The following is a 24,930-nucleotide window of genomic DNA, read 5'->3' on the forward strand; positions in this document are numbered from 1 at the left end:
GTCACCTCCGCTTCCGCTGGGCCGCGCGCCCGGCACCGCGGGCGGTCCGTGCGCCGCGTGCCCCCCGCTCCAGGGCCGCGTCGAAGGCCGCGCAGATCATGTGGACGGCGACCAGGTGGATCTCCTGGACGGTGGCCGTCGACGGTGCCTCGACGCACAGGGACTCGTCGCTGCCCGCCATGAGCGGGTTGGGCGCGCAGCCGGTGAGCGCCCACACCCGTACGCCGGCCGCGCGGGCCGCGTCGGCCGCGGAGAGCAGATTGGCGCTGGCCCCGGAGGTGGACAGCAGCATCAGGACGTCGCCCTCGCGGCCGTGGGCGCGGACCTGGCGGGCGAACACCTCGTCGACGCCGTAGTCGTTGGCGATGGCGGTGGTGGACGAGGTGTCGGCGTGCAGGGCGATCGCGGAGAACGGCGGGCGGTCGTCGCGGTAGCGGCCGACGAGTTCGGCGGTCAGGTGCTGGGCCTGGGCCGCGCTGCCGCCGTTGCCCGCGGCGAGCAGCCGGCCTCCGCCGCTGAGCACGGCCGCGAGGCGGTCGCCCCAGCGCTGGGTGACGTGCGCGGAGGCGCGGAACGCGCCCAGTGCTTCCAGGAGTTCGTCGCAGTGCCCGACGACGGGCGGGTGCACGGTCATGACGCCACCTCCGTGGACACGGCGTGTTCGGAGCAGGTCAGGCGGTACACCTGTTCCGCGCCGTCGGCGACGCGCGCCCAGGTGTAGTGCCGCAGGACGCGTTCGCGGCCGTTCCTGCCGTACTGGCGGCGCAGCCGCTCGTCGGCGAGGAGTTCGCGGGCGGCCTCGGCCACGGCCTCGGGGTCCTGCGGGGCGACCAGGCGGCCGGTGACGCCGTCGGCGACGGAGTCGCGGTGGCCGCCGACGTCGGTGGCGAGGACGGGCACGCCGCACGCCATGGCCTCCAGCGGCACGATGCCGAACGGCTCGTACACCGGCGTGCACAGCACCAGGTCGGAGCTGCGGAGCAGGGCGGGCATGTCGTCCGGGTCGACGGCGCCGAGCAGCCTGACCCGGTCGGCGACGCCGGCGCGGCGGGCTACGGCGGTCAGCCGCTGGGCCTCGGGTTCGGCCTCGACGGCGCCGGCGGGCGGGCCCCCGGCGATGAGGAGTTCGGTGTCGGGGATGTGGGCCAGGGCGCGGACGGCCAGGTCGTACCCCTTGCGGGGGACGAGCCTGCCGCAGGCGAGCAGCCGGTGCGGCAGGCGTCGTTCGGGGGTGCGGCCGGTGTCGGCGGCGGGGTGGAAGTGCTCGGCGTCCACGCCGCAGGGCACCACGGAGACCTGGCGGGGCGGGACGCCCATGTCGCCGAGTTCGACGACCTCGTCGGTGCAGGTGGCCAGGACCCGTGCGCAGCCGCGGCCGAGCTGCCGTTCGATGCCGATGCGCTCGTAGGGGCTGGTGTCCCGCATGCCCTGGTGGCGGCGCTTGACGGTGCCGAGGGCGTGGAAGGTCTGCACGAGGGGGATGCCGTGCGGGGCCACGCCGATCTGCGAGGCCATGCCGGACATCCAGAAGTGGGCGTGCACGACGTCGGGCCGCTCCCGGGCCCAGGCGCGGGCCAGGTGGGCGCCGAAGGCGGGCATGTGCGGGAACAGTTCGTCCTTGGGGACCGACACGGGTGGTCCGGCCGGTACGTGTTCGACGACCGCGCCGCCGGGCAGGGGCACCCGGTCGGGCAGTCCGGTGGCGTCCCGGCGGGTGTAGACCGTGACGTCGTGGCCGCGCGCCGCCAACTCCTCCGCGAGACGGGCCACGTAGACGTTCTGTCCACCGGCGTCGACGCCGCCGAGCGCGGCGAGCGGGCTCGCGTGCTCGGACACCATGGCGATCCTCATCGGGTCACCTCCTTGAGCAGCCGCTCCCAGTCGTCCAGGAAGCGGGACAGCCCGTAGTGGGCGAGGGCCGCCGCACGGGCCCCGTCGCCGACCGTCCGCGCGTGCAGCGGGTCGGCGAGGAAGTCGCGTACGGCGTCGGTCAGTACGTCGATGCGGTTGGAGACCACTCCGGCGCCGGGGGGCACGGCCTCGGCGACCTCGGTGGTGGCGAGGGCGACCACGGGCATGCCCAGGTGCATGGCCTCCAGCAGGGACAGGCCGAGGGAGGTCCAGCGGACGGGGTGGACGTAGACGCGGCGGCGGGCCAGTTCGGTGTGCAGGTCGCTCTGGGGGACGTCCCGGGTGCGGCAGCGCCCGGGGTCGAGGCCGAGGTGCTCCGCGAGGCCTTCGGTGCGCATGCCGAACACGTCGAGCGGGGCGGCCCGGGAGAAGACGGGGAGCAGGTCCGTCCCGGTCGTACGCCCGCGCCGGATCGGCTCGTTGACGACGACGGCGGCACGCTCCAGTTCGCCGGTCCAGCGGTGGCCGGGGTCGACGATGCCGTGCTCGATGACGGTGCTGTCGGCCGGCCCCGCGTCCCACATCAGCCGGTTGAAGTGGGTGACGTGGACGAGGGTGACGCCCGGGATGCCGGCGGCCGGGTGGCGGGTGCGGGGCACGTCGCCGTCGGGGGCGTTGTGCTCCAGGTAGACCAGCGGCGGGCGGCGGCCCAGCCAGCGGTCGACGAGGTCGAGTTCGTGCGGGCGCTGGAGGATCACGAGGTCGATGTGCTCGTCCCGCAGCCGCTCCGGCGGTACTTCGACGACGGAGCCGGGCCAGTCCCAGGTGCGGGCGCGGCCGAGGCCGTCGGGTCCGCGGTCGGGGGTGACGGGGACGAGGTAGGTGTGCGGGCCCTGCACGAAGGCCGTGGTCCACGACCCGTGCACGTGCCAGATCAGGATCCTCATGTCTCCCCCATCGGTTTCTCGGCGGCCGTCAGCTTTTCGACGGCGGCGGCCACGTCGGTGGCCGTGACGGTGTTCAGGCAGGGGTGCCCGGGGACGGGGCAGTCCCGGGCCCTGCTGTCGGCGCAGGGCGCGTCCTGGTCGCCCAGCAGCACGTAGGGGACGCCGTAGGGCCGCCAGCGTTCGGCGGGTACGACGGGGGCGAACAGGGAGACGACGGGGGTGCCGACGGCCGCGGCGAGGTGGGCGGGCGCGGTGTTGCCGGTGACGACGACGGAGGCGCCCGCGAGGACGGCGGCCAGTTCGGGGGCGTCGGTGCGACCGCCCAGATCGGTGCCGTGCCGGCCGGCGACGTGGGCGGTGAGGTCGCGCTCGCCGGGTCCCCCGGTGACCAGGACCCGGTGTCCGGCGGCGGCGAGTTCGCGTACGGCCTCGGCGGCGCGTTCGGGGCTCCAGGCGCGGGCGGGGACACTGGCGCCGGGGTGCAGGACGACGTAGGGGCCGGGGCCGGTGAGGGTGTCGGCGGGCGGCGGGGTGTGCACGCGCAGCCGTCCGTCGTCGGGGCGGGGGAACCCGGCCGCCTCGGCGAGGTCGAGCGCGGCCTCGGCCTCGTGGGCGTGCGGGGCGCGTTGGTGACGCAGGTCGAGGAGCGATCCCGGGTAGTCCACGCTGTCCGCCGCGATGTACCGGACGCCGGCCAGGCGCAGCACCAGGGCGGTGGGCAGCGGGGACTGGTGGAAGGAGGTGAGGATCAGCGCGGTGTCGGCGTCGATGCGTGCGACGAGCGCGTCGATGTCCTCGCGGCTGACGTCGGGCGGCGCGAACCCGCCCCAGGGCGCCTCCCACACCAGCACCTCGTCGACGCCGGGCAGGAGCCGGGCGGCGGGCGCGCCGCGTGCCCCGCAGAGCATGGTGACGTGGTCGGCCCGCGCGGCGACGGCCCGTACGGCGGGGCCGGCGAGCAGGACGTCGCCGAAGCTGTCGAGCCGGGTGACGAGCGCCTTCATGCCGGCCTCCCGCTGCCTTCGCCGCGCGCGCGTGCCGTGCCGGCGGCGGGCGCGGTGCGCGACCGGGTCTGCGCTGCGCCGTCCGCGCCCCGGGCGGTGTACGCCGCCGGGGCGGGCCGCTCGCCGGCGGGGACGCGTCCGCCGGGCGGGCCGTCGAGGACGGTGCGTACGGCGGTGAGGAGGTCCGGGGCGACGTGGGGTGCGGCGGCCGTCTCCTCGGGGCGGGTGCGGTCGTTGGGGACGAGGATGCCGTGGGCGCCGGCGCGTTCGGCGGCCTCCATGTCCGCGCCGATGTCGCCGACCACGACGCAGTCGGCGGGGCCGGCGCACAGGCGTCCGGCGGCCCACAGGACCATGCCGGGCTGCGGCTTGCGGCAGTGGCAGCCGTCGTCGGGGCCGTGCGGGCAGACGGCCCAGACGTCGAAGGGGCCGATCAGCTCGTCGATGCGGCGGTTGACGCGCCGGACGTCGCCGTCGCCGATCAGGCCGCGGGCCACGCCGGACTGGTTGGTGACGACGCCGACGCGGACGCCGTGTTCGCGCAGCAGGGCCACCGCCTCGCGGGCGCCTTCGACGGGGCGGACCCGGTCCGGGTCGCCGTTGTAGGGGACGTCGTGGACGAGGGTGCCGTCGCGGTCGAAGAGGACGGCCTTCACGGGGCTGCCTGCGGCGCTCATGCGGCCACCTCCCGCCAGGCGGGGGCGGCGCGGTGGCGCCACAGTCCGCTGAGCCGGTGCCAGGTCGCGGCGGGCGGGATGAGCGCGCTGGTGACCAGCATGGTCGTGACCTCGTGCCGGGTACGCGGTCCCGGCGCGATGCGGGCCCAGGCGAACTCGGCGGTGCCCGCGGCCCAGCCGGCCCCGGCCACTGCGGCGGCCCGGGGGCGTCCGGCCAGTGCCAGGGCGAGGGCTGCCGCCCCGGCGGCGGTGATCGCCGCGTGGCGCCGGATCCGGCCCCGGGGCGCGACCGCCTTGGCCCACCAGTCGGGGCCGTGCAGCCGCCGCATCAGGGCGTCGTCGGCGTTGCCGCGCTGCTGCTTCAGGGAGACCCAGCGTGCGGCGGGGCGTACGGGGTGCCGGGTGGTGCGACGGCCGCGCCGGATGCGCCAGCCCGCGTCGAGGACGCGCAGCGCGAGGTCGGCGTCCTCGCGGAAGGCGCGGGTGAAGCGTTCGTCGAAGCCGCCGACCTGTTTGAGCACGTCGGTGCGGTAGGCCATGTCGGCGGTGATCCACCTGGCCCGGGCGAGACCGGCGGTGACGCGCTCCCAGTCGGTGGGGCGGCGCTCGCCGGGCAGCGGCACGGCGATCACGCCCTGCACGGCGCCGGTGTCGGGGGCCGCCTCGGCGAGGTCCTGGATCAGCTGGTCGCACCAGTGGGGGCCGACCTGGACGTCGTCGTCGAGGAAGGCGGTCCAGGGGGAAGTGACCGCGCGGCAGCCCGTGTTGCGGGCGGCGGCGGGACCGCGCCCTCCGCTGCGCAGCACCACCGTGCGCTCGCGCAGATCGCCGAGGACGGTCAGGGCGTGTTCCAGCGCGCCCGGGTCGGCGTCGGGGTCCGGCCGGTCGTCGACGAGGACGATCTCGTCGGGGCCGGGTCCGTGCGCGGCGACCAGCGCGGCCAGGCAGTCGGCCAGCGTGTCGCGCACCAGGGTGGGGACGACGACGGCGTACCCGGTGCGCGGGCTGCCGGTCCCGGGGGCGGTGCTCATGCGAACGCCCGTCCCCGGCGCACCGCGAAGGGGCCGATGGCCAGCAGGTCCACGGGTGCCGAGCCGAAGCACTCCAGCGCGTCGCGCGGGTCGTCGACCATGGGCCGCCCGGCGGTGTTGAGGCTGGTGTTGACGACGACGGGCAGCCCGGTGCGCCGTTCGAAGGCGGCCAGCATGCGTGCGACGAGCGGCTCGCGGCGTTCCTCGACGGTCTGGATGCGGGCGGTGCCGTCGACGTGGACGACGGCCGGGATGCGGTCGCGCCAGTCGGGGGCGACGTCGTGCACGAAGAGCATGTACGGGCTGGGGACCGGCCCGGTGAAGATGTCGGCGGCGCGGTCGGCGAGCACCATCGGCGCGACGGGGCGGAACTCCTCGCGGCCCTTGACGTGGTTGAGGCGCTCGAGGTTCTCCGCGCGGCCGGGGTGGGCCATCAGGGAGCGGTGTCCGAGGGCGCGCGGCCCGAACTCGCTGCGGCCCTGGAACCAGGCGACGACGCCGTCCCGGGCCAGTTCCTCGGCGACGGTCTCGGCGATGTCGTCCGGCTCCTCGTAGGGGACGGCGGCCGTCTCCAGCCAGGCGCGGATCTCGTCGTCGCTCCAGCCGCGGCCGAGGTCGGCGCCGGGCATCGGCTCGGGCGCGGCGCCCTCCTGGGCGGCGGCCACGTGCAGGGCGCCGCCGAGGGCGGTTCCGGCGTCGCCGGCGGCGGGCTGGACCCACACGTGCCGGTACGGGCCGCGGGCGGCGATCTTCGAGTTGGCGACGCAGTTCAGCGCGACGCCGCCCGCCATGGTCAGGGCCTCGCCCCCGGCCTCGCCGTGCAGCCAGTGGACGAGTTCGAGGAGGAGTTCCTCCAGTACGGCCTGGGTGCTCGCGGCGAGGTCGGCGTGGTCCTTCGTCCAGTCCTCGCCCTTGGCGCGCGGCGGGGCGAGGGCCGCCCAGTCGACGCCGTGGGCGCGGAAGCCGCCGTCGCCGGTGGCGTGGATGTGCTCACGGAGCCGGTCTAGGTGGCGGGGGGTGCCGTAGGAGGCGAGGGCCATCACCTTGTACTCGTCGCTGCTGCGCAGGAAGCCGAGGTGCTCGGTCAGTTCCTCGTAGACGAGGCCGAGCGAGTGCGGCAGTGCCTGCGTGGCGAGGACGTCGAGCTTGCCGTCGCGGTAGCGGCCCGCCAGGTGGGAGGCGGACTCGCCGCGGCCGTCGAGGACGAGGACGTCGTTGTCGGGGTGCGGCGAGGCCGGTCCGGCGGAGGCGGCGTGCGCCACGTGGTGCGGGACGAAGACGACCTGGTCGGGGTCGAGCCCGGGCAGCGCCTCGGCGAGGAACTCGGGGGCCCGGCGGGCGTACTCGAGCCGCAGCGGGTCCCAGGGGTCGTCCAGGCCCAGGTCGCGGGCGGGCCGGGCGAGCTTGGGGTCGAAGGAGTAGGCGACGGCGTCCAGCTCCCCCGGCCGCACCCCGGCGTGCTCCAGGCACCACCGCGCCGACAGCTCCGGGACCTCCCAGGCGGAGAAGGGCACCGGGCGCTTGCCGTGCTTGCGCCGGCTGAACCGCTCCTCCTCGGCGGCCGCGACCGTCCGGCCGTCGACGACGAGCGCGGCGGCCGGGTCGTGGAACAGGGCGTTGATACCAAGGATGCGCATGGGGCGGACTCCTCTCTCGGCGTCGCGGGTGCCGCGGGGCAGTTGCCTCAAACACTTGGAGACAGGTCACTTCCGGAGAAAAGCGAATGCATCACCCTAAGTGACCGTTTCGGACCCGGGTCAGGCGGCGACGGCGTGCGCGAACCAGCCGATGGTGCGCTCCAGCCCCTCGCTCCAGCTCACGACCGGCCGCCAGCCCAGCCGCTCCCGGGCCAGGGAGGTGTCCGGCTTGCGCCGGCCGGGGTCGTCCACGGGACGCTCGACGAAGCGGATGCGGGAGCCGGAGCCGGTGAGTTCGACGACCCGGCGGGCCAGCTCCAGCATGGTGATCTCGTCGGTGCCGCCGATGTTCATCGGCCCGGTCTCCCCGGACGCGGCGAGGGCCAGGACGCCGGCCACGGTGTCGTCGACGTAGCACAGGGAGCGGGTCTGGCCGCCGTCGCCGGCGACGGTGAGCGGCATGCCGTCGAGCGCCTGTGCGATGAAGGTGGGCACGGCCCGGCCGTCGCCGGTGCGCATGCGGGGGCCGTAGGTGTTGAAGATGCGGACGATGGCGGCGTCGGTGCCGTGCACCTGGCGGTGCGCGGTGACCAGGGCCTCGGCGAAGCGCTTGGACTCGTCGTAGACGCTGCGCGGGCCGACGGGGTTGACGTTGCCCCAGTACGTCTCGCGCTGCGGGTGCTCCAGCGGGTCGCCGTAGACCTCGGAGGTGGAGGCGAGCAGGAAGCGGGCACCGTCGGCGTGGGCCCGCTCCAGGGCGTTGCGGGTGCCGGTGCTGCCGACGTCGAGGGTCTCCAGGGGCAGCCGCAGGTAGTCGGCGGGCGAGGCGGGGCAGGCGAAGTGCAGGACCAGGTCGAACCGGCCGGGCAGGCGGCGCAGGGCCGCCGGATCGGTCGCGTCGGCCCGGACGAACCGGAAACCGCGCCGCCGCTCCAGGTCGGCCACGTTGGCGCGGGAGCCGGTGGCCAGGTTGTCGAGGCAGACGACGTCGGTACCGGCGTCGAGCAGGCGGCCGCACAGGTGCGACCCCACGAACCCGGCTCCGCCGGTCACCAGGGCCCGGCGCCAGACGCGTCCGCTCACGGGGCTCACGCTCACGGGGGTCTCGCTCACGGGGGTCTCGCTCACGGGGTCCTCCTCACTCTCACCGTCACGTGCGTGTCGGCTGAGTAACCCGATGCAGACCACCGCTATCCCGAACAGACATTCGAGGAGGCACTATGAACCGCGTATATACTCGCAGCGTATAGTCCTCACATGCCTTCTCTGACCAGGAAGATGACGAAACGGGGGACCGGGTTGCGTGCGCTCGCGACCTTCGCCGCAGCCGCCTCACTGACCCTCGCGCTCAGCGGCTGCACGAAGCTGGAGACCGTCTCCCCCAGCTCCGTCCGGAACGCCGCCGCCGACGCCCGGGCCGATGGCAAGGCCGCTGCGGACGGCACCCAGGCCCGGGCGGCCGGGCTCGGCACCGTCGACTGCGCGCACACCAAGTGCATCGCGCTGACCTTCGACGCCGGACCGAGCGAGAACTCCGCCCGGCTGCTCGACATACTCAAGGAGAAGCAGGTCCCGGCGACGTTCTTCCTGCTCGGCAAGCGCCACATCGACACCTATCCCGGACTTGTCAGGCGCATGGCCGACGAGGGCCACGAGGTGGCCAGCCACACCTGGACCCACAAGATCCTCACGGACGCGAAGCCGGAGGAGATACGCGAGGAGCTGGAGCGTCCGAACAAGGAGATAGAGCGCCTGACGGGCAAGCGCCCCACGCTGATGCGCCCGCCGCAGGGCCGCACGGACGACACGGTGCACGACATCTGCCGGGAGCTGGGTCTCGCGGAGGTGCTGTGGAGCGTGACCGCCAAGGACTACAAGACGAACGACTCCGACCTGATCACCGAACGGGTCCTGGACCAGTCGTCGCGGGACGGCATCATCCTGCTGCACGACATCTACGACGGCACCGTGCCGGCCGTGCCCGGCATCATCGACGCGCTCAAGAAGCGCGGCTACGTCTTCGTGACGGTCCCCCAGCTGCTGGCCCCCGGGAAGGCGGAACCGGGCAAGGTCTACCGCTGACGGACGTGCCACGATCGTCCGGTGGCCGTCTTCTCGCTCGAACGCACCGTCCCGCTCACCCCGGACGAGGCCTGGCGCCGGCTCACCCGGTGGGAGCGGCACGGCGACACCGTGCCGCTGACCCGGGTCACCGCCGGCCCGCCCGGCCCCACCCGCCGGGGCACGCTGGTCGTGGCCCGCACGGGTGCCGGACCGCTCGCCTTCGCCGACCCGATGGAGGTGACGGCCTGGCAGCCGCCGCGCGAGGACGCGACCGGCCGGTGCCGGTTGGAGAAGCGCGGCCGGGTGGTCCGGGGCTGGGCGGAGATCGAGGTGTCGGCGGGGCCCGGCGGGCGGGCGCGGGTGGTGTGGCGCGAGGAGCTGGACGTCCGGCTCGTCCCGTCCTTCCTCGACGGCCTCCTGGCCGCCTCGGGGCGTCTCGTCTTCGGCCGCACGGTCGACCACCTGCTGCGGGACCCGTGAACCAGCGGCACGCGTGAACCAACGGTTGCGGGCCGGATACGGGACGCGGACGAGATCGCGCCGCGCGCCTCGCGGACGCCGTTTCCCGCGTACCGTGCCGGCATGTCTCTCACAGCGCGCACCCTCACCCAACTGTCCCTCGCAGGTGCTTTGTTGACGCTGGCCGTGGCGGCCCCGCCCGCCTCCGCCGGCGACCGGGGCCACGCGGTCCCGTTGCGCGTCGCCACCTACAACATCCACGCCGGGGCGGGCTCGGACGGCGTCTTCGACCTCGACCGGCAGGCCGCCGCGCTGCGCGCCCTGGACGCGGACGTGATCGGCCTCCAGGAGGTCGACGTGCACTGGGGAGCCCGCAGCCAGGGGCTCGACGTGGCCGGGGAACTGGCCGAGCGGCTCGGCATGCGGGTGGCGTTCGCGCCGATCTACAGCCTCGACCCGGTGACGGCCGGGGAACCCCGGCGCGAGTACGGCGTGGCGGTGCTGTCCCGCTTCCCGGTCCGCTCCGCGACGAACCACGAGATCACCCGCCTGTCCACGCAGGACGAGAACCCGGTGCCGGCCCCCGCACCCGGCTTCGGCGAGGTGACGCTCAAGGTGCGCGGCGTGCCGGTGCAGGTGTTCGTGACCCACCTCGACTACCGCGCGGACCCGGCGGTGCGCGAGGCCCAGGTCGCCGACACCCGGCGGATCATGGCCCGGGAGCGGGCGGAACTGCCGGGCGCCCGCCAGTTCCTGCTCGGCGACTTCAACGCCGAGCCCTCGGCACCCGAGCTGGCGCCGCTGTGGAAGGAGCTGCGCGACGCGGGAGCGGGGACCCCGGACACGTATCCGGCCGAGGCGCCGGTGAAGCGGATCGACTACGTGGCCGTGGGCGAGGGCGTACGGGTGCGCGGCGTCGCCGTACCGGAGGAGCCCACGGCCTCGGACCACCGGCCGGTGGTGGCGGAGGTGTCCCTGGCGAGGAGGGGACCGGGCCGGGACTGAGTCCGGCGGCTCCGCGAAGCCCCTGGCCGGTGCCGGGTACGGGGACTACGCCACCGAGCCGACGCGCCCCGCCGGGGTCGCCGGGCCGTCGTGGTGGATGGGGGTGTGGGCGCCGGTCAGGGCGGCGCCCGTGCCGCCGTGACGGACCGCGACGATCTCGGCGGCGATGGACAGGGCCGTCTCCTCCGGGGTGCGGGCGCCGAGGTCCAGGCCGATCGGCGACCTGAGGCGGGCCAGCTCCAGGTCGCTCACGCCGGCCTCGCGCAGCCGGGCCTGCCGGTCCAGGTGGGTGCGGCGGGAGCCCATCGCGCCGACGTACGCCACCGGGAGGCGCAGCGCCAGCCGGAGCAGCGGGATGTCGAACTTGGCGTCGTGGGTCAGGACGCACAGCACCGTGCGCGCGTCGACCTCGGTGCGCGCCAGGTACTCGTGGGGCCACTCGGCGACCACCTCGTCCGCGTCCGGGAAGCGGGCCGGGGTGGCGAAGACGGGGCGGGCGTCGCACACCGTCACGTGGTGGCCGAGGAACTTGCCGGCCCGCGCCAGCGCCGAGGCGAAGTCGATCGCACCGAAGACGATCATGCGGGGTGCCGGGACGGAGGACTCGATCAGCAGGGTGAGCGGTGCTCCGCAGCGCGAGCCCTGCTCACCGATCCGCAGGGTGCCGGTGCGGCCGGCGTCCAGGAAGGCGCCGGCCTCGGCGGCCGCCGTGCGGTCCAGTTCGGGGTGGCCGCCGAAGCCGCCGGTGCGCGAGCCGTCCGCCCGGACGACCAGCGCGCGGCCCAGCAGCCGCGCCGGGCCGCTCACGACGCGTGCCACGGCCGCCGTCTCTCCGCGCGCGGCGGCGGCCAGGGCCGTGGTCAGGGCCGGACGGACGGGGTCGCCCGCCCGTACCGGGGCCACGAGGACGTCGATGACCCCGCCGCAGGTCAGGCCCACGGCGAAGGCGTCCTCGTCGCTGTACCCGAAGCGCTCCAGGACGGTTTCGCCGTCCCGGAGGGCCTGCCGGCACAGCTCGTACACGGCTCCCTCCACGCATCCGCCGGAGACCGAGCCGACCACCGTGCCGCCGGCGTCCACCGCGAGGGCGGCGCCGGTCGGCCGGGGGGCGCTGCCGCCGACGGCCACCACGGTCGCCACGGCGAAGTCGCGTCCCTGCTCGACCCACCGGTGGAGCTCCTCGGCGATGTCCAGCATCTGTCGGTCCTCCTCGGTCCTTCCGGTCCTCCCGGCCTCCTTGGACAACGGGTACGTGAAGGGTTCCCGTCGTGGCGGCTAGTGCACGCCCATCCAGCTCTCGATCGGGTTGAGGGCGAAGTAGACGATGAAGATCAGCGTCAGGCCCCACATGAACGCCCCGATCTCCCGCGCCTTGCCCTGCGCGACCTTGATGGCGACGTAGGAGATGACTCCGGCGGCGACACCGGCCGTGATGGAGTACGTGAACGGCATCAGGACGACGGTCAGGAAGACCGGGATCGCGGTGGCCCGGTCGGCCCAGTCCACGTGCCGGGCGTTCATCATCATCATGGCGCCGATGACCACCAGGGCCGCCGAGGCGACCTCCTGGGGCACGATCGCCGTGATCGGCGTGAAGAAGAGACAGGCCGCGAAGAACAGGCCGGTGACGACCGAGGCGAGCCCGGTGCGGGCCCCCTCGCCGACGCCGGTCGCGGACTCGACGAAGACGGTCTGGCCGGAGCCGCCCGCCACACCGCCGATGGCACCGCCGGCGCCGTCGATGAACAGCGCCTTCGACAGACCCGGCATCCGGCCCTTGTCGTCGGCGAGCTTGGCCTCGGTGCCGACGCCGATGATGGTGGCCATCGCGTCGAAGAAACCGGCGAGCACCAGCGTGAAGACGATCATGCCGACGGTCATCGCGCCGACCTCGCCCCAGCCGCCGAACTCCAGGCTGCCGAAGAGCGAGAAGTCCGGCATGGAGACCGCGCTGCCGTGCAGCTCGGGGGCGCCGTTGGCCCACTGCTTGGGGTCGATGACCCCGGAGGCGTTCAGGATCGCGGCGACGACGGTGCCGGTGACGATGCCGATCAGGATGGCGCCGGGCATGTTGCGGGCCTGGAGCATGAAGATCAGCAGCAGGGTGCCGGCGAAGAGCAGGACCGGCCAGCCGGCGAGTTCCCCGGCCGGGCCGAGGGTGAGCGGGGTCGCCTTTCCGGCGTGCACGAAGCCGCCCTTGACCAGGCCGATGATGGCGATGAACAGGCCGATGCCCATGGTGATGCCGTGCTTGAGGGCGAGCGGGATCGCGTTCATGATCATCTCGCGGAGCCCGGTGACCACGAGCAGCATGATCACCACGCCGTACATCACACACATGCCCATGGCCTGCGGCCAGGTCATCTGCGGGACGACCTGCCCGGCGATCACCCCGGACACCGAGAGCCCGGCGGCCAGGGCCAGCGGCACCTTGCCGACGAAGCCCATCAGGAGGGTGGTGACCGCCGCGGCGAGCGCCGTCGCGGTGATCAGGGCCTTCTGGCCCAGGGTGTCCCCCGCCGCGTCCTTGCCGGACAGGATCACGGGGTTGAGGAGGACGATGTACGCCATCGCCATGAAGGTGGTGATGCCGCCGCGCACCTCACGCGCGACCGTGGATCCCCGGTGGGATATGTGAAAGTACCGGTCGAGCCAAGACCGTCCGCCGGGGACGCGGGAACCCGCGCCCGCGTCCTCGGCGGTGATCTTGGGCTCCACTGACTGCTGGGTCATGGGGCCGTCTCCCAAGGTTCATAGGTGCACCCGGCCGGCCGCTGGGGCGGCCGCGGGATTTGGGATATGCACGACCCGGGGGACGGCCCGAGACGAACGCATGTGGTGGTGCTGGTACTGGTGACACTGGTGGTGCTTCAAGTACCGCGAGCGGAGCGGGACTTGGCCGATGCTCCGGGCGGCGCGGAGGATGTGACGTTCCGTGCGCCGCCCGGAGGGTCCTGGGACGCCGTGCCGGTGAGGTGTTCCGGTCGTACCGGCGTGCGGTCGAGCGCCAGCCCGGTCGCGTCCCTGACGGCCGCGAGGACCGCCGGGGTGGACGACAGGGTGGGTGCCTCGCCGACCCCGCGCAGCCCGTAGGGCGCGTGGTCGTCGGCGAGTTCGAGCACGTCGACCGGTAGGGCCGGCGTGTCGAGAATCGTGGGGAGGAGATAGTCCGTGAAGGACGGGTTCCCGACCTTCGCGGTCACGGGATCGACGACGATCTCCTCCATCACCGCGATGCCCAGGCCCTGGACGGTGCCGCCCTGGATCTGGCCGACCACGGAGAGCGGGTTCAGCGCCTTGCCGACGTCCTGGGCGCAGGCCAGTTCGATCACCTTGACCAGGCCCAGTTCGGTGTCGACCTCGACGACGGCGCGGTGCGCGGCGAAGGAGTACTGGACGTGGCCGTTGCCCTGGCCGGTGCGCGGGTCGAATGGTTCGGTCGGCCGGTGCCGCCACTCCTCCTCGGCCTCGACCGCCTCGTCCTCCAGCACGTCGGCGAGGTCGGCGAGGACCTCGCCGCCGTCGGTGACGACCTTGCCGCCCTCCAGGAGGAGTTCGGCGGTGGCCCAGGCGGGGTGGTGGGAGCCGAGCTTGCGGCGGCCGGTCTCCAGGACCCGCTCGCGCACCAGCTCGCAGGCGTGCTTGACGGCGCCGCCGGTGACGTAGGTCTGCCGGGAGGCCGAGGTGGAGCCGGCCGAGCCCACCCGGGTGTCGGCGGGCCGGATGACGACCTCGGCGACGCCCAGTTCGGTGCGGGCGATCTGCGCGTGGACGGTGACGCCGCCCTGGCCGACCTCCGCCATCGCGGTGTGCACGGTGACGAGGGGCCGGCCGCCGGCGACCTCCAGGCGGACCCGGGCGGTGGAGTAGTCGTCGAAGCCCTCGGAGAAGCCGACGTTCTTGATGCCGACCGCGTAGCCGACGCCCCGTACGACGCCCTCGCCGTGGGTGGTGTTGGACAGACCGCCGGGCAGCTGCCGTACGTCGGCGCCCCGGCTGGACTCCCACTGGCGCTCCGGCGGCATCGGCATCGCCTTGACGCGGCGCAGGAGTTCGGCGACCGGCGCCGGGGAGTCGACGGGCTGCCCCGTGGGCATCGGCGTGCCCTGCTCCATGGCGTTGATCCGGCGGAACTCCACGGGGTCCAGGCCGAGTTCCTTCGCCACCTTGTCCATCTGCGCCTCGTAGGCGAAACACGCCTGGACCGCGCCGAAACCGCGCATCGCGCCGCAGGGCGGGTTGTTGGAGTAGAGGGCGAGGGCCTCGATGTCCACGTCCTCGCACACGTACGGTCCCACCGAGAGCGAGGCGGCGTTGCCCACGACCGCCGGGGAGGCGGAGGCGTAGGCGCCGCCGTCCAGGACGATGCGGCACTTGACGTGGGTGAGCCGGCCGTCCCGGGTGGCGCCGTGCTCGTAGTGGAGCCGGGCCGGGTGACGGTGGACGTGGCCGAAGAAGGACTCGAAGCGGTTGTAGACGATCTTGACGGGTTTGCCGGTGCGCAGGGCGAGGAGGCACGCGTGGATCTGCATCGACAGGTCCTCGCGCCCGCCGAAGGCGCCGCCGACGCCGGACAGCGTCATCCGCACCTTGTCCTCGGGCAGGCCGAGCACGGGGGCGATCTGGCGCAGGTCGGAGTGGAGCCACTGGGTGGCGACGTAGAGGTCGACGCCGCCGTCCTCGCCGGGCACCGCGAGACCCGACTCGGGGCCGAGGAAGGCCTGGTCCTGCATGCCGAAGTGGTAGTCGCCCGTGACGATCACGTCGGCACGCCCGGCCGCCGCGCCCGCGTCGCCGCGCACGATCGGCTGGCGGTGCACGATGTTGGGGTGCGGAACGTGGGGGGCGTGGCGGTCGGTGCGGTGCTCGTGGACGAGGACCGCGTCGGGGGCGGTCGCCGAGGCCTCGTCGGTGACAAGGGGCAGCTCGCGGTACTCCACCTTGATCTTGGCGGCGGCGCGGCGCGCGGTCTCCGGGTGGTCGGCGGCGACGATCGCGACCGGCTCGCCGTGGTGGCGGACCTTGCCGTGGGCGAGGACCGGGGTGTCCCGGATCTCCAGTCCGTAGTGGCGCACGTCGGTGGGCAGGTCGTCGTAGGTCATGACGGCGTACACGCCGGGGGTGGCGAGCGCCTCGCCCGTGTCGACGGAGACGATCTCGGCGTGCGCGACGGTGGAGCGCAGGATCTGGCCCCAGAGCATGTCCTCGTGCCACATGTCGGACGCGTACGCGAACTCGCCGGTGACCTTGAGGACGCCGTCCGGGCGGAGCGTGGACTCGCCGATGCCGCCCTTGGTGCGGGAGCCCTGGGTGAGGCCGGTGGGTGCGCCGGTGGCGGTCATGTCGTGGCCCCCTCCGAGCGGCGGGCCGCGGCGAGGCGGACCGCGTCCATGATCTTCTCGTAGCCGGTGCAGCGGCACAGGTTGCCCGACAGCGCCTCGCGGATGTCCTCGTCGGCCGGGTCCGGGTTGCGCTCCAGCATCTCGTCGGCGGCGACCAGCAGTCCGGGCGTGCAGAAGCCGCACTGGACCGCGCCGGCGTCGAGGAACGCCTGCTGGATCGGCGCCAGTTCGATGTTCTCGCCGGTCTGCGAGTCGGTGCCCCCGGCCTGCCACCGCCGTGCCGCGTCGAGCGAGGCGCTCTCCCCCGCGCGGGCTTCGGGAGCACCGGGGGTCCGGCCCGCGGCGCGCTGCCGGGCGTACTCGGCCAGGCCCTCGACGGTGACGACCTCTCGGCCCTCGGCCTGTCCGGCCGCGACCAGGCAGGAGCAGACCGGCACGCCGTCCAGGCGGACCGTGCAGGAGCCGCACTCGCCCTGTTCGCAGGCGTTCTTGGAGCCGGGCAGGCCCATCCGCTCGCGCAGCACGTACAGGAGGGACTCGCCCTCCCACACGTCGTCGGCCTCCTGCGGGCGCCCGTTGACGGTGAGGTTGACGCGCATCACGCGGCTCCTTCCGTGGTGCGGCGGGCGCCGCGGTACGACTCCCAGGTCCAGGTGAGGGTCCGCCGGGCCATGACGCCGACCGCGTGGCGGCGGTAGGCGGCGGTGCCGCGGACGTCGTCGATCGGGTCGCAGGCGGCGGCGCACAGGTCCGCGAACCGCTTGACGGCCGACGGGGTGATGATCTTGCCGTTGTCCCAGAAGCCGCCCTCCTCGAGCGCCGCGTTCAGGAACTCCTCGGCGGCCGTCGCCCGGATCGGGGTCGGCGCGGCCGAGCCGATGCCGGTGCGGACGGTGCGCGTGCCGGGGTGCAGGGCGAGGCCGAAGGCGCACACGGCGATGACCATGGCGTTGCGGGTGCCGACCTTGGAGAACTGCTGCGGTCCGCCGGCCCTCTTGACGTGCACGGCGCGGATCAGCTCGTCGGGCTCCAGCGCGTTGCGCTTCACGCCGGTGTAGAAGGCGTCGATGGGGATCAGGCGCCTGCCGCGCACCGACTCGGCCTCGACCTCGGCACCGGCGGCGAGCAGCGCCGGGTGGGCGTCGCCGGCCGGGGAGGCGGTGCCGAGGTTCCCGCCCACGCCGCCGCGGTTGCGGATCTGCGGGGAGGCGACCGTGTGCGAGGCGAGGGCGAGTCCCGGCAGGTCGGTGCTCAGGTGCTCCATGATCCCGGTGTAGGGCACGCTGGCACCGAGGCGTACGGAGTCCGCGCCGACCTCCCACTCGGTCAGGTCGGCGATGCGGTTCAGGTCCATGAGGTACTCGGGCCTGCGGTGATCGAAGTTGATCTCGACCATCACGTCGGTACCGCCCGCGATCGGCACAGCGGTGGGGTGCTCGGCCTTCGCGGCGAGCGCCTCCTCCCAGCTTGCGGGGCGAAGGAAGTCCATGACCGGCTCTCCTCCTCGTCTGACCGGGGGCGGTGGGGATGATCGGGGGCGTACGGATCGAGCCACGTGCGGGTGCGGAAGGCCCGGCTCGTTCATGTGCTGTTCACGTGGAATGGACTCAGTACACCGTCGTGTGCTCCACCAGGGTCAGTCGCAGAAGCCATGAAGGAGTTGGCTGGCCAGGGCGGGCATCTTGTAGATTCGTATGAACGGAGGTGCTCAGAAGCCTCCCTGTTCTTCTCCGGAATCGGGCGACACAGCCGCGTGACCTGGAACACTTCGAGACAAAGAACGGCGGCGACGAGAATGCGGCTGCGCGCACTGCTGGACACCGACGCGCTGGGCCTCAAGCTGCTCGGCGGCGAGGACGAGCTGGACCGCACGGTCCGCGGCGTGATGACCACCGACCTGCGTGACCCCAGCCGCTACCTCTCGGGCGGCGAACTGGTGCTCACCGGCCTCGCCTGGCGCCGGGGCCCCGCCGACTCCGAGCCGTTCGTACGTCTCCTGGTGCAGGCCCAGGTGGCCGCGCTGGCCGCCGGAGAGGCGGAGCTGGGGAACGTGCCGGAGGACCTGGTGGTGGCCTGCGCGCGGCACCGGCTGCCGCTGTTCGCGGTGCACGAGTCGGTGGCGTTCGCGACGATCACCGAGCACGTCGTGCGCCAGGTCTCCGGCGAGCGGGCCGGGGACCTGGCCGCCGTGGTGGACCGGCACCGCCGGATGATGACCTCGGGACCGGCGGGCGGCGGACCCGACGTGGTCCTGGACCTGCTCGGCTCCGACCTCGACCTGCGCGCCTGGGTGCTCTCCCCCACCGGCCGGCAGGTCGCCGGTCCCAAGGAGGCGGAGCCCGCGCTCTCCACCGAGGTGTGCGCCAAGCTGGCGGCCGAGCACCTCGCGGCCACCCGTACGGGCCGGCGCGCGCCGCACCGGGTGTCCGTGGGCTCCACGACGTACAGCCTCTTCCCGGTGCGGGCCCGGGGACAGCTCCCGGCGACGACCGCGGGGACGCGGGTCTCGCCGGGGGCGACGTCGGGCCGGGAGGTGCGCGAGACGGTGCTGTCCGACTGGCTCCTCGTGGTGGAGGCGGACGCCGGGGACTGGGCCGAGGAGCGCCTCGACCTGCTGTACGGCGTCACCCAGCTGATCGCGGTCGAGCGGGACCGGCGGGACGCGGCGCGCACGGTGCGGCGGCGGCTCGCCCAGGAGGTCCTGGAGCTGGTGCAGACGGGCGCGGCGCCCGCCGAGATCGCGGCCCGGCTCCGGGTGGCGGCGCCGGTGCTGCTGCCCGGCCTCGGCGCGGCACCGCACTGGCAGGTCGTGGTGGCCCGGGTGGAGTGGGCGGACGGCGACGAGCAGACCGGCCGGGTCGCGCAGACCCTGCTGGAGGAGATCCTCGTCGACCCGCACGCCACCGGACCCGAGCAGTCGGACCGCATCGCCGTGGCGCACACCGGCGAGGAGGCGGTCGCCCTCGTCCCGCTGCCGGCGGTCTCCACCGAGCACGACGGCTCCGAGGCCGGGGTCCTCGCGGAGACGCTCCTCCAGTCCGTACGGGAACCGCTGTCGGCCGGTCTCGACGGCGACGGGCGGGTCACGCTCGGTGTCAGCGCGGCCGTGCACTCGGCGGAGGGTCTGCGCGGGGCACTGGAGGAGGCCCGGCACGCGCGCCGGGTCGCCGCGGCGCGCCCCGGCCGGGTCTGCGCGGCCGGCCACCAGGAACTGGCCTCGCACGTGCTGCTGCTCCCCTTCGTCCCCGACGACGTGCGGCGCGCCTTCACCGCCCGGCTGCTCGACCCGCTGCGGGACTACGACCGCCGCCACCGTGCCGAGCTGATCCCGACGCTGGAGGCGTTCCTCGACAGCGACGGTTCCTGGACGCGCTGCGCGAACCGGCTGCACCTGCACGTCAACACGCTGCGCTACCGCGTCGGACGGATCGAGCAGTTGACGGGGCGTGACCTGTCGCGGCTGGAGGACAAGCTCGACTTCTTCCTGGCGCTGCGGATGAGCTGAGGCCCGGGCCGCGCGGAGGCCGAGGAGGGGCCCGACGCGCTCCCAAACCTCGGCGGCGGGAAGTCCACGACTTTGTGAAAAGTTTCACCCACCCCCTTGGCCGGGCCGCCGTATCCGTGCTGAGATGCGGCCACCACTCGAGAGCTCGATGGCGTGCTAAGGGGAGGGCGACGTGGCGCATTCCGCCATGGCTGGTTCTGGCTGGGGAACGACCGAAGGTGACGATCCGCTCCAGACCGCGGTATGGCGGTTGCGCTCGCGCGGCTGCTGGGCCGACGCGGCGTCCCTGCTGGAGCCGGTCACCGCGGACACCGCCTTGCAGCGGACCGCGCTGCTGGTGGAGCGGTGTCTGTACACGGAGCAGGGCTGGGCCGAGGCCGAGGACGCGCTGCGCACGGCGGAGGCTCTCGCCCACAGCGACGACGAACGCGGAGCCGCCGCCTGTGAACGGGGGCAGCTCGCGTACGCCGCCACCGTGCACGGGGTGCGCGACCGGGCCGACGAGGCGCGGGCCGCGCTGGGCCGGGCGGCGGCGCTGATCGCGCCGGGCGCGAAGGGGCGGCCGCTGCTCGACTTCCGGCGCGGGCTGCTCGCGGAGAACCTGACCAGGTCTCCGCAGGCCGCCCGCGCGGCGTACCGGCGCGCGCACGCGGGCGCGACGGCGCACTCCGAGCCGCTGCTGCTGTCCTTCACCTGGCGGCACCTGGCGGGTCTGGCCCTGCGCGAGGGGGAGCTGACCGAGGCGCGGCACGGCTTCGCCGAGTCGCTGCGCATCCGGGAGGAGCTGGGGTACCTCGTCGGTACGGCGCCTGCGCTGGCCTCGCTCGCCGACGCCGAGTCGGAGCCGGAGGCGTCCCGGCTTCGGGAGGAGGCGCGGCGGCTGTTCCGGCTGCTCGGCGGGGTGCCGACGTGGCTGGCCCGGCAGCTGGCACCGCCGGCGGCGGACGCGGCGACGGCCTGAGGGTGCCGGAGGGGATCGGGCGTCACGGGAATCTGCTCCAGCGCGGGGCCGTGTTGGCCCAGGCCGCGTCCCACTGGGCGAGGTTGCGCCGGTGCAGCACGAGGCCCGTGGCGGCGTGGACCGCGAGGCCGGTGATGACGACGCCGAGGAAGGCGAGGATCGCCCAGCCCATGGTGCGGCTGCGGATCTGCTCCGCGGTCAGCGGCGGCTCGGTGATACGGCCCTCGTCGTCGACCCAGACCAGGACGGTGCTGTCCGCAGGCAGCCCCGGTTCCACCTCGGTCGTCGCGGTCCTGCTCACCCCGTCGGGGCCGGTGTAGCGGACCGGGACCGGGTAGCGGGTCTCCCGCGCCTCGTCCGATCCCGGCTCGGGGTGGCGCGGGGCGTCGTGGGTCAGGACGGCGGGTCGGTGGTCCCGGGTCCGCTCCTCGTGCTCGGCGGTGCTCCGGTAGTGCCGGTAGGCGCTGTCGCCGACGCCGAACATCGCCGCCGGGGCGGCCACCAGCACGGCGAGCACGAGCCCGAGCGAGACCCAGGCCCGCAGCCGGTCACTCGGCCTCCGCAGCGGGTTGCGCCGCCACCGCCAGAACAGGAGGTACGGGTGCCGCACGGGCTCGGGTCCGGGCTCGGGAACGGCGGGTGGCGGCTGGGCGGGAGGAATCTCTCCGGCCACGGTGTGTCTCCTTCCTGGTACGGGGCGGTCTGCCGACCTGGTACGGGGCGGTCTGCCGGGTCGGGGGCGCGGCGGAACCCGCACACGAGATGCGGGGCACGGCCGACGCCGGGGCGGGCGCCGGCCGTGCGAGCGGGGGGTGGTGCGGTCGGGGGACGGGGACAGTGCGGGCGGGGGACGCAGGTGCGAGGGACGGAGGCCGGGTGGCGGGACGGGGCACCGCGGGCGACGGGACGGAGGTGCGGTCGGTGCGGCGGCGGGTGGGCCGGGGTCAGCGGTACCGGAGCCGCCGACCCGGCGACGACCCGGAGCCCCGGCGGCGCGCCCGACGGTCCGGCCGCCCGGTACCGGCGCCTGGCCGGACACCGGGCAGGTGCCCGCCCGCCCGGATGGCCGACACCGGGAAACCCGGCCTCTGCTTGGCGTACCGGCGGCCGGACCGGCGCCGACCGGCCTCCGACCGGCGCCGGACGCCGTGCGGCGGCCGGGACGGGCGGCCCCGTCCCGCCGGGTGGCCGACCGCGCCGCCCGGCCCGTGGTCCGGCGTACCGGCGGCAGGACCACGCCCACCGGCCTGCCCGGCATTCGGCACCGGACATCTCTCGGCACCCGGAGTCGGCGGCGCTCGCCCGCCGGACCACCGGCGCCCGAAAGCCCGGATCCTGCTCCGGTGCCGGGCTCCAAGCCCCGGCACCGAACTGCGGAAGACGGGATGGGCCGGACGGGACGGACGGGCGGGACGGGACGGACGGGACGGGACGGACGGGACGGGACGGAGGTGGCCGGGGACTGGGTGCCGGGCGGCTCCGCAGGGGGCGGCCGAGAGGCCGGGTGGGTGCCGGCTCAGTGCGGGTGGCCCTCCGGTGGGTCCGTGCCCGTGGCGGACGGGTGCGTGTGCGCGGCGCCCAGGAGTTTGGCGGCGCCGCGCACCGCGGCCGTGTGCGGAGCCGGCACCGCGCGCAGCGGTACGTGCAGCCGGTCGGCGAGCCGGCAGGTGATCTCGGGGCGCAGCGCTCCCCCGCCCGCCAGCAGCGGCCCCCGGCCCAGCGCGTCGACGGTGAGGGACGTGTCGTCCTGCCGCAGCATCGAGGTCGTCATGTCGGCCAGCGCCTCCCCGATCCGCGAGGGCGGAGTCGCGTCGTCGATGTCCCCCGTGCCCAGCGCCGTGCGGCGCGCGTCGAAGACGGCACCGTCGACCAGGAGCACCACCTCCGTGAGATGGGCACCGATGTCCATGACGAGCAGCGGCCGGGTCAGGTCGGCGCCCGCCGCGAGGGCCACCGCCCGCGCGCTGGGAACGGTCAGCACGCTGCGCGGGCGCAGCACCTCCACCGCCGTACGGGCCTCGGTGCGGTAGGCCAGCCCGTCCAGGACCGGCGCGGTCACCACGACCACCGGACGCGCGAAGCGGGGCAGCCGGTGGCCCAGCAGCCGGTCGAGCATCCGGGCCGTGCCCTGGGTGTCGACGATGGAGCCGCGCTGGATGGGGTACACCGCGCCGGCCCCGGGGAAGGTCACCGTCGGCACGTCGAGGATCATGCCGCGCCCGGCGACCCAGGCGCGAGTACGGGCGCTGCCCATGTCGAGGGCGACACCGCTGCACTGCCGGCACAGCGGCCAGGGCCGGTGCCGGGACAGCGCGGCGCGGGGCCGCCGGAGCACGGTCATCGTCCGGCCTCCCGCACCTGCTGGCAGCGGGCGCAGTAGCGGGCCTGCGGCACGATCATCAGCCGGTCGCGGTCGATGGTGCGCCGGCACAGATGGCATCGGCCGTACCGGCCCTCGGCCATGCGGTCGAGGGCCGCCTCTACGTCGGCGAGGACCATGCGCGCGGAGGCCGCCAGCTTGACCCGGACCTCGGTCTGCGCGGCGGACCGCCGCCGGATCAGCTCGTCGGTACGGGACGGGACCGCCGCCATCTGCCGCAGCTGGTCCTCGCGGAACAGCCGCTGCTCCTGGAGGTTCTCCCGGAGCGCGGCGAGGTCCTCGGGCGACAGGGGCGACAGACGCGTGTCGCGGTCGTCGATGATCTGGTTGTTCACCACTTCACCCCTTGGGCAGGGCGGGAGGGACGAGTACGGGACGGAAGGGCGCGGTCAGGCGGCGGCGCGGCGCTGGCAGGCGACGCAGTACCGCGTGTAGGGAAGGATCTCCAGGCGCTCTCCCGGTACGGGCTTGCCGCAGCCCAGGCAGGTGCCGTAGGTGCCTTCCTCCACCCGGGTGAAGGCCTCGTCGATCTCCTTGAGCACGCGCTCGATCGCGGCCTGCTGCGCGGACATGAGCTGGTCGTCCGCCTGGCCGCTCTCGCCGAGGGCCTGCAGCTGGGTCATCCGGGTGTTGCGGGCGTGTTCGAGACGCTGGCGCGCCTCGTGAGCGGTCAGCCGCTCGGGGCGGGGTTCGATGCGGGAGGCGTCGAGCGACACGGTGAAAGGTCCTTTTCTCGGAAGGTTCTGCGGGTTCTCGGAAGGTTCTGCGTGATCGCGAGGGTTCTGACGGTTCGCGAAGGTTCTGCGGGTATGCCGAGTGCCGGGCCGATCGGACCCGGTCATCCTCAACCCTGGCCGGGCGGCCCGGGGAAACCCATCGGGCGCAGGACCCATTTGCACGGGGGCGCGGAATCCACACGCCGGTGCGCCGGGGCGGCCGTATGGGTGCGCGGCGAGCCGGAAATGGGGGTCGGAGCCCATCGACCGGACGGGTCCGCGAGGCGCACTCTGGTCGCTTGCTCGGTCGCTACCTGGGCCGCAGCTCCCACCGAGGGTGCGCGATGACCGACAGTAGAGGCGTACCAGTCGACACGTCGCTGAAGGAGGCGTAACCCCCGGTGTCCCTGTTCTGGCGGATCTTCGGGCTCAACGCGGTGGTGCTGGGCTTCGCCACGGCGCTCCTGCTGTGGGCTCCGGTGACCGTCTCCGTGCCGATCCTGCTGACCGAGGCCGTCGTCCTCGTGCTCGGCATGGGCGTCATGCTGGTGGCCAACGGCGCGCTGCTGCGCTGGGGCCTGGCGCCGCTGGAGCGGCTCACCAGGCTGATGACCACCGTCGACCTGCTGCGTCCCGGGCAGCGGCTGCCGGTCGCCGGCGGCGGTGAGGTCCCCGAGCTGATCCGCACCTTCAACGCCATGCTGGACCGCCTGGAGACCGAGCGGGCCACGAGCAGTGCCCGCGTCCTGCTCGCCCAGGAGGCGGAGCGGCGCCGTATCGCGCAGGAGCTGCACGACGAGGTCGGGCAGAGCATGACGGCGATCCTGCTGGTCCTGGGGCGTGCCGCGGACGACGCCGACGAGCCGCTGCGCGACGAGCTGCACCAGGCGCAGGAGATCACCCGGGAGAGCCTGGACGAGGTCCGCCGCCTGGTGCGCCGGCTGCGGCCCGGCGTCCTGGACGACCTCGGCCTGATCAGCGCGCTGTCCTCGCTCACGCACGACTTCGCCACCCACACCGGCCTGCGGGTGGTGCGCCGTTTCGACGCCGATCTGCCGGTCCTGGACCACGAGACCGAACTGGTCCTCTACCGGGTGGCGCAGGAGAGCCTGACCAACGCCGCCCGCCACGCGGACGCCGAACGGCTGGAGGTGGGCCTGGCCCGCGCCGACGGCGCGGTGACCCTGACCGTCGCCGACGACGGCCGGGGCATCGAGGCCGCGCACGAGGGCGCCGGCATCCGCGGCATGCGTGAACGGGCCCTGCTCATCGGGGCCGCCCTCGACATCACGTCGGCGCCCGGCGCCGGCACCCGTATCCGGCTCACCGCACCCCTTCCCAGGAAGTAGCT

Annotated in this window: 23 protein-coding genes; 6 read left to right on the forward strand and 17 right to left on the reverse strand. The window is 74.4% G+C overall.

Features of this window, described 5'->3' with window-relative positions:
• Position 1: 1 nt before the first annotated feature.
• The 8 genes from NI25_RS08520 to NI25_RS08555 all read right to left on the reverse strand — a co-directional run bounded on the left by NI25_RS08520 (position 2) and on the right by NI25_RS08555 (position 8,260).
• Positions 2-634 carry a D-sedoheptulose-7-phosphate isomerase gene (locus NI25_RS08520; protein ID WP_061441863.1) on the reverse strand — a complete coding sequence of 211 codons (633 nt, stop codon included), beginning with the start codon at positions 632-634 and terminating at the stop codon, positions 2-4.
• Positions 631-1,851, reverse strand: coding sequence for a glycosyltransferase family 4 protein (locus NI25_RS08525; RefSeq protein ID WP_061441864.1), 1,221 nt, complete (start codon positions 1,849-1,851; stop codon positions 631-633). The genes NI25_RS08520 and NI25_RS08525 overlap by 4 nt, the downstream gene beginning before the upstream one ends.
• Complete coding sequence (locus NI25_RS08530) at positions 1,848-2,798, reverse strand: glycosyltransferase (RefSeq protein ID WP_061441865.1); 951 nt, start codon at positions 2,796-2,798, stop codon at positions 1,848-1,850. The genes NI25_RS08525 and NI25_RS08530 overlap by 4 nt, the downstream gene beginning before the upstream one ends.
• Positions 2,795-3,802 (reverse strand): glycosyltransferase family 9 protein, encoded by a 1,008-nt coding sequence (locus tag NI25_RS08535; protein WP_061441866.1) that lies wholly within the window; start codon positions 3,800-3,802, stop codon positions 2,795-2,797. Before NI25_RS08535 ends, NI25_RS08530 begins: the two co-directional genes overlap by 4 nt.
• Positions 3,799-4,479: a D-glycero-alpha-D-manno-heptose-1,7-bisphosphate 7-phosphatase gene (locus NI25_RS08540; protein WP_061441867.1), complete on the reverse strand. Its 681-nt coding sequence runs from the start codon at positions 4,477-4,479 to the stop codon at positions 3,799-3,801. The genes NI25_RS08535 and NI25_RS08540 overlap by 4 nt, the downstream gene beginning before the upstream one ends.
• The gene (locus NI25_RS08545) at positions 4,476-5,510 is read right to left on the reverse strand and encodes a glycosyltransferase (protein WP_061441868.1); all 1,035 of its coding nucleotides are present in this window, start codon (positions 5,508-5,510) and stop codon (positions 4,476-4,478) included. Before NI25_RS08545 ends, NI25_RS08540 begins: the two co-directional genes overlap by 4 nt.
• Entirely contained in the window at positions 5,507-7,147 is a 1,641-nt protein-coding gene (locus NI25_RS08550; RefSeq protein WP_061441869.1) for a carbamoyltransferase, read from the reverse strand. Before NI25_RS08550 ends, NI25_RS08545 begins: the two co-directional genes overlap by 4 nt.
• A gap of 120 nt (positions 7,148-7,267) precedes the next feature.
• Entirely contained in the window at positions 7,268-8,260 is a 993-nt protein-coding gene (locus NI25_RS08555; protein ID WP_061446829.1) for an NAD-dependent epimerase/dehydratase family protein, read from the reverse strand.
• 144 nt (positions 8,261-8,404) lie between these two features.
• On the opposite strand from NI25_RS08555, the gene NI25_RS08560 reads away from it, so the two are divergent.
• The 3 genes from NI25_RS08560 to NI25_RS08570 all read left to right on the forward strand — a co-directional run bounded on the left by NI25_RS08560 (position 8,405) and on the right by NI25_RS08570 (position 10,675).
• Positions 8,405-9,229: a polysaccharide deacetylase family protein gene (locus tag NI25_RS08560; RefSeq protein ID WP_078884560.1), complete on the forward strand. Its 825-nt coding sequence runs from the start codon at positions 8,405-8,407 to the stop codon at positions 9,227-9,229.
• Between the two features lie 21 nt (positions 9,230-9,250).
• Positions 9,251-9,691 (forward strand): SRPBCC family protein, encoded by a 441-nt coding sequence (locus tag NI25_RS08565; RefSeq protein WP_061441871.1) that lies wholly within the window; start codon positions 9,251-9,253, stop codon positions 9,689-9,691.
• Between the two features lie 102 nt (positions 9,692-9,793).
• Positions 9,794-10,675, forward strand: coding sequence for an endonuclease/exonuclease/phosphatase family protein (locus NI25_RS08570; protein WP_199560853.1), 882 nt, complete (start codon positions 9,794-9,796; stop codon positions 10,673-10,675).
• Positions 10,676-10,720: 45 nt separating this feature from the next.
• Here NI25_RS08570 and NI25_RS08575 read toward each other — a convergent pair whose 3' ends face one another.
• The 5 genes from NI25_RS08575 to NI25_RS08595 form a co-directional block, all read right to left on the reverse strand.
• A complete protein-coding gene (locus NI25_RS08575; protein ID WP_061441873.1) occupies positions 10,721-11,872 on the reverse strand; it encodes an XdhC family protein in 1,152 nt (383 codons plus the stop codon).
• 78 nt (positions 11,873-11,950) lie between these two features.
• Positions 11,951-13,408, reverse strand: a complete 1,458-nt coding sequence (locus NI25_RS08580) for an NCS2 family permease (RefSeq protein ID WP_061441874.1) — start codon at positions 13,406-13,408, stop codon at positions 11,951-11,953.
• A 137-nt stretch (positions 13,409-13,545) separates the two neighbouring features.
• Positions 13,546-16,017: a xanthine dehydrogenase family protein molybdopterin-binding subunit gene (locus tag NI25_RS08585; RefSeq protein ID WP_061441875.1), complete on the reverse strand. Its 2,472-nt coding sequence runs from the start codon at positions 16,015-16,017 to the stop codon at positions 13,546-13,548.
• Positions 16,014-16,616, reverse strand: coding sequence for a (2Fe-2S)-binding protein (locus NI25_RS08590; protein WP_061441876.1), 603 nt, complete (start codon positions 16,614-16,616; stop codon positions 16,014-16,016). The genes NI25_RS08585 and NI25_RS08590 overlap by 4 nt, the downstream gene beginning before the upstream one ends.
• Positions 16,616-17,506, reverse strand: a complete 891-nt coding sequence (locus NI25_RS08595) for an FAD binding domain-containing protein (RefSeq protein WP_061441877.1) — start codon at positions 17,504-17,506, stop codon at positions 16,616-16,618. The genes NI25_RS08590 and NI25_RS08595 overlap by 1 nt, the downstream gene beginning before the upstream one ends.
• Before the next feature lie 306 nt (positions 17,507-17,812).
• Between NI25_RS08595 and NI25_RS08600 the strand changes: the two genes are divergently transcribed.
• Positions 17,813-19,522 (forward strand): PucR family transcriptional regulator, encoded by a 1,710-nt coding sequence (locus NI25_RS08600; protein ID WP_061441878.1) that lies wholly within the window; start codon positions 17,813-17,815, stop codon positions 19,520-19,522.
• A 172-nt stretch (positions 19,523-19,694) separates the two neighbouring features.
• A complete protein-coding gene (locus NI25_RS08605; RefSeq protein WP_061441879.1) occupies positions 19,695-20,483 on the forward strand; it encodes a hypothetical protein in 789 nt (262 codons plus the stop codon).
• A gap of 22 nt (positions 20,484-20,505) precedes the next feature.
• Here the strand turns inward: NI25_RS08605 and NI25_RS08610 are convergent, their stop codons facing one another.
• From NI25_RS08610 to NI25_RS08625, 4 genes are all read right to left on the reverse strand, one after another.
• Entirely contained in the window at positions 20,506-21,156 is a 651-nt protein-coding gene (locus NI25_RS08610) for a hypothetical protein (RefSeq protein WP_061441880.1), read from the reverse strand.
• 843 nt (positions 21,157-21,999) lie between these two features.
• Complete coding sequence (locus NI25_RS08615) at positions 22,000-22,824, reverse strand: rod shape-determining protein (RefSeq protein WP_061441881.1); 825 nt, start codon at positions 22,822-22,824, stop codon at positions 22,000-22,002.
• Entirely contained in the window at positions 22,821-23,201 is a 381-nt protein-coding gene (locus NI25_RS08620; RefSeq protein WP_061441882.1) for a TraR/DksA family transcriptional regulator, read from the reverse strand. The genes NI25_RS08615 and NI25_RS08620 overlap by 4 nt, the downstream gene beginning before the upstream one ends.
• 51 nt (positions 23,202-23,252) lie before the next feature.
• Complete coding sequence (locus NI25_RS08625) at positions 23,253-23,579, reverse strand: TraR/DksA family transcriptional regulator (protein WP_061441883.1); 327 nt, start codon at positions 23,577-23,579, stop codon at positions 23,253-23,255.
• A gap of 401 nt (positions 23,580-23,980) precedes the next feature.
• Here NI25_RS08625 and NI25_RS08630 point away from each other — a divergent pair, with 401 nt between their 5' ends.
• Complete coding sequence (locus NI25_RS08630) at positions 23,981-24,928, forward strand: HAMP domain-containing sensor histidine kinase (protein ID WP_061441884.1); 948 nt, start codon at positions 23,981-23,983, stop codon at positions 24,926-24,928.
• The last annotated feature ends 2 nt before the right edge of the window (positions 24,929-24,930 follow it).

This window comes from Streptomyces sp. CCM_MD2014 (assembly GCF_000772045.1).
In the GTDB taxonomy this organism is placed as follows: Bacteria; Actinomycetota; Actinomycetes; order Streptomycetales; family Streptomycetaceae; genus Streptomyces; species Streptomyces salinarius.

What these genes read in the sequence shown, in the direction of transcription:
- NI25_RS08520 (WP_061441863.1), bottom strand. Translation starts at nt 634, where the DNA reads ATGACCGTGCACCCGCCCGTCGTCGGGCACTGCGACGAACTCCTGGAA.
- NI25_RS08525 (WP_061441864.1), bottom strand. Translation starts at nt 1,851, where the DNA reads ATGAGGATCGCCATGGTGTCCGAGCACGCGAGCCCGCTCGCCGCGCTC.
- NI25_RS08530 (WP_061441865.1), bottom strand. Translation starts at nt 2,798, where the DNA reads ATGAGGATCCTGATCTGGCACGTGCACGGGTCGTGGACCACGGCCTTC.
- NI25_RS08535 (WP_061441866.1), bottom strand. Translation starts at nt 3,802, where the DNA reads ATGAAGGCGCTCGTCACCCGGCTCGACAGCTTCGGCGACGTCCTGCTC.
- NI25_RS08540 (WP_061441867.1), bottom strand. Translation starts at nt 4,479, where the DNA reads ATGAGCGCCGCAGGCAGCCCCGTGAAGGCCGTCCTCTTCGACCGCGAC.
- NI25_RS08545 (WP_061441868.1), bottom strand. Translation starts at nt 5,510, where the DNA reads ATGAGCACCGCCCCCGGGACCGGCAGCCCGCGCACCGGGTACGCCGTC.
- NI25_RS08550 (WP_061441869.1), bottom strand. Translation starts at nt 7,147, where the DNA reads ATGCGCATCCTTGGTATCAACGCCCTGTTCCACGACCCGGCCGCCGCG.
- NI25_RS08560 (WP_078884560.1), top strand. Translation starts at nt 8,405, where the DNA reads ATGCCTTCTCTGACCAGGAAGATGACGAAACGGGGGACCGGGTTGCGT.
- NI25_RS08570 (WP_199560853.1), top strand. Translation starts at nt 9,794, where the DNA reads ATGTCTCTCACAGCGCGCACCCTCACCCAACTGTCCCTCGCAGGTGCT.
- NI25_RS08575 (WP_061441873.1), bottom strand. Translation starts at nt 11,872, where the DNA reads ATGCTGGACATCGCCGAGGAGCTCCACCGGTGGGTCGAGCAGGGACGC.
- NI25_RS08580 (WP_061441874.1), bottom strand. Translation starts at nt 13,408, where the DNA reads ATGACCCAGCAGTCAGTGGAGCCCAAGATCACCGCCGAGGACGCGGGC.
- NI25_RS08585 (WP_061441875.1), bottom strand. Translation starts at nt 16,017, where the DNA reads ATGACCGCCACCGGCGCACCCACCGGCCTCACCCAGGGCTCCCGCACC.
- NI25_RS08590 (WP_061441876.1), bottom strand. Translation starts at nt 16,616, where the DNA reads ATGCGCGTCAACCTCACCGTCAACGGGCGCCCGCAGGAGGCCGACGAC.
- NI25_RS08595 (WP_061441877.1), bottom strand. Translation starts at nt 17,506, where the DNA reads ATGGACTTCCTTCGCCCCGCAAGCTGGGAGGAGGCGCTCGCCGCGAAG.
- NI25_RS08600 (WP_061441878.1), top strand. Translation starts at nt 17,813, where the DNA reads ATGCGGCTGCGCGCACTGCTGGACACCGACGCGCTGGGCCTCAAGCTG.
- NI25_RS08615 (WP_061441881.1), bottom strand. Translation starts at nt 22,824, where the DNA reads ATGACCGTGCTCCGGCGGCCCCGCGCCGCGCTGTCCCGGCACCGGCCC.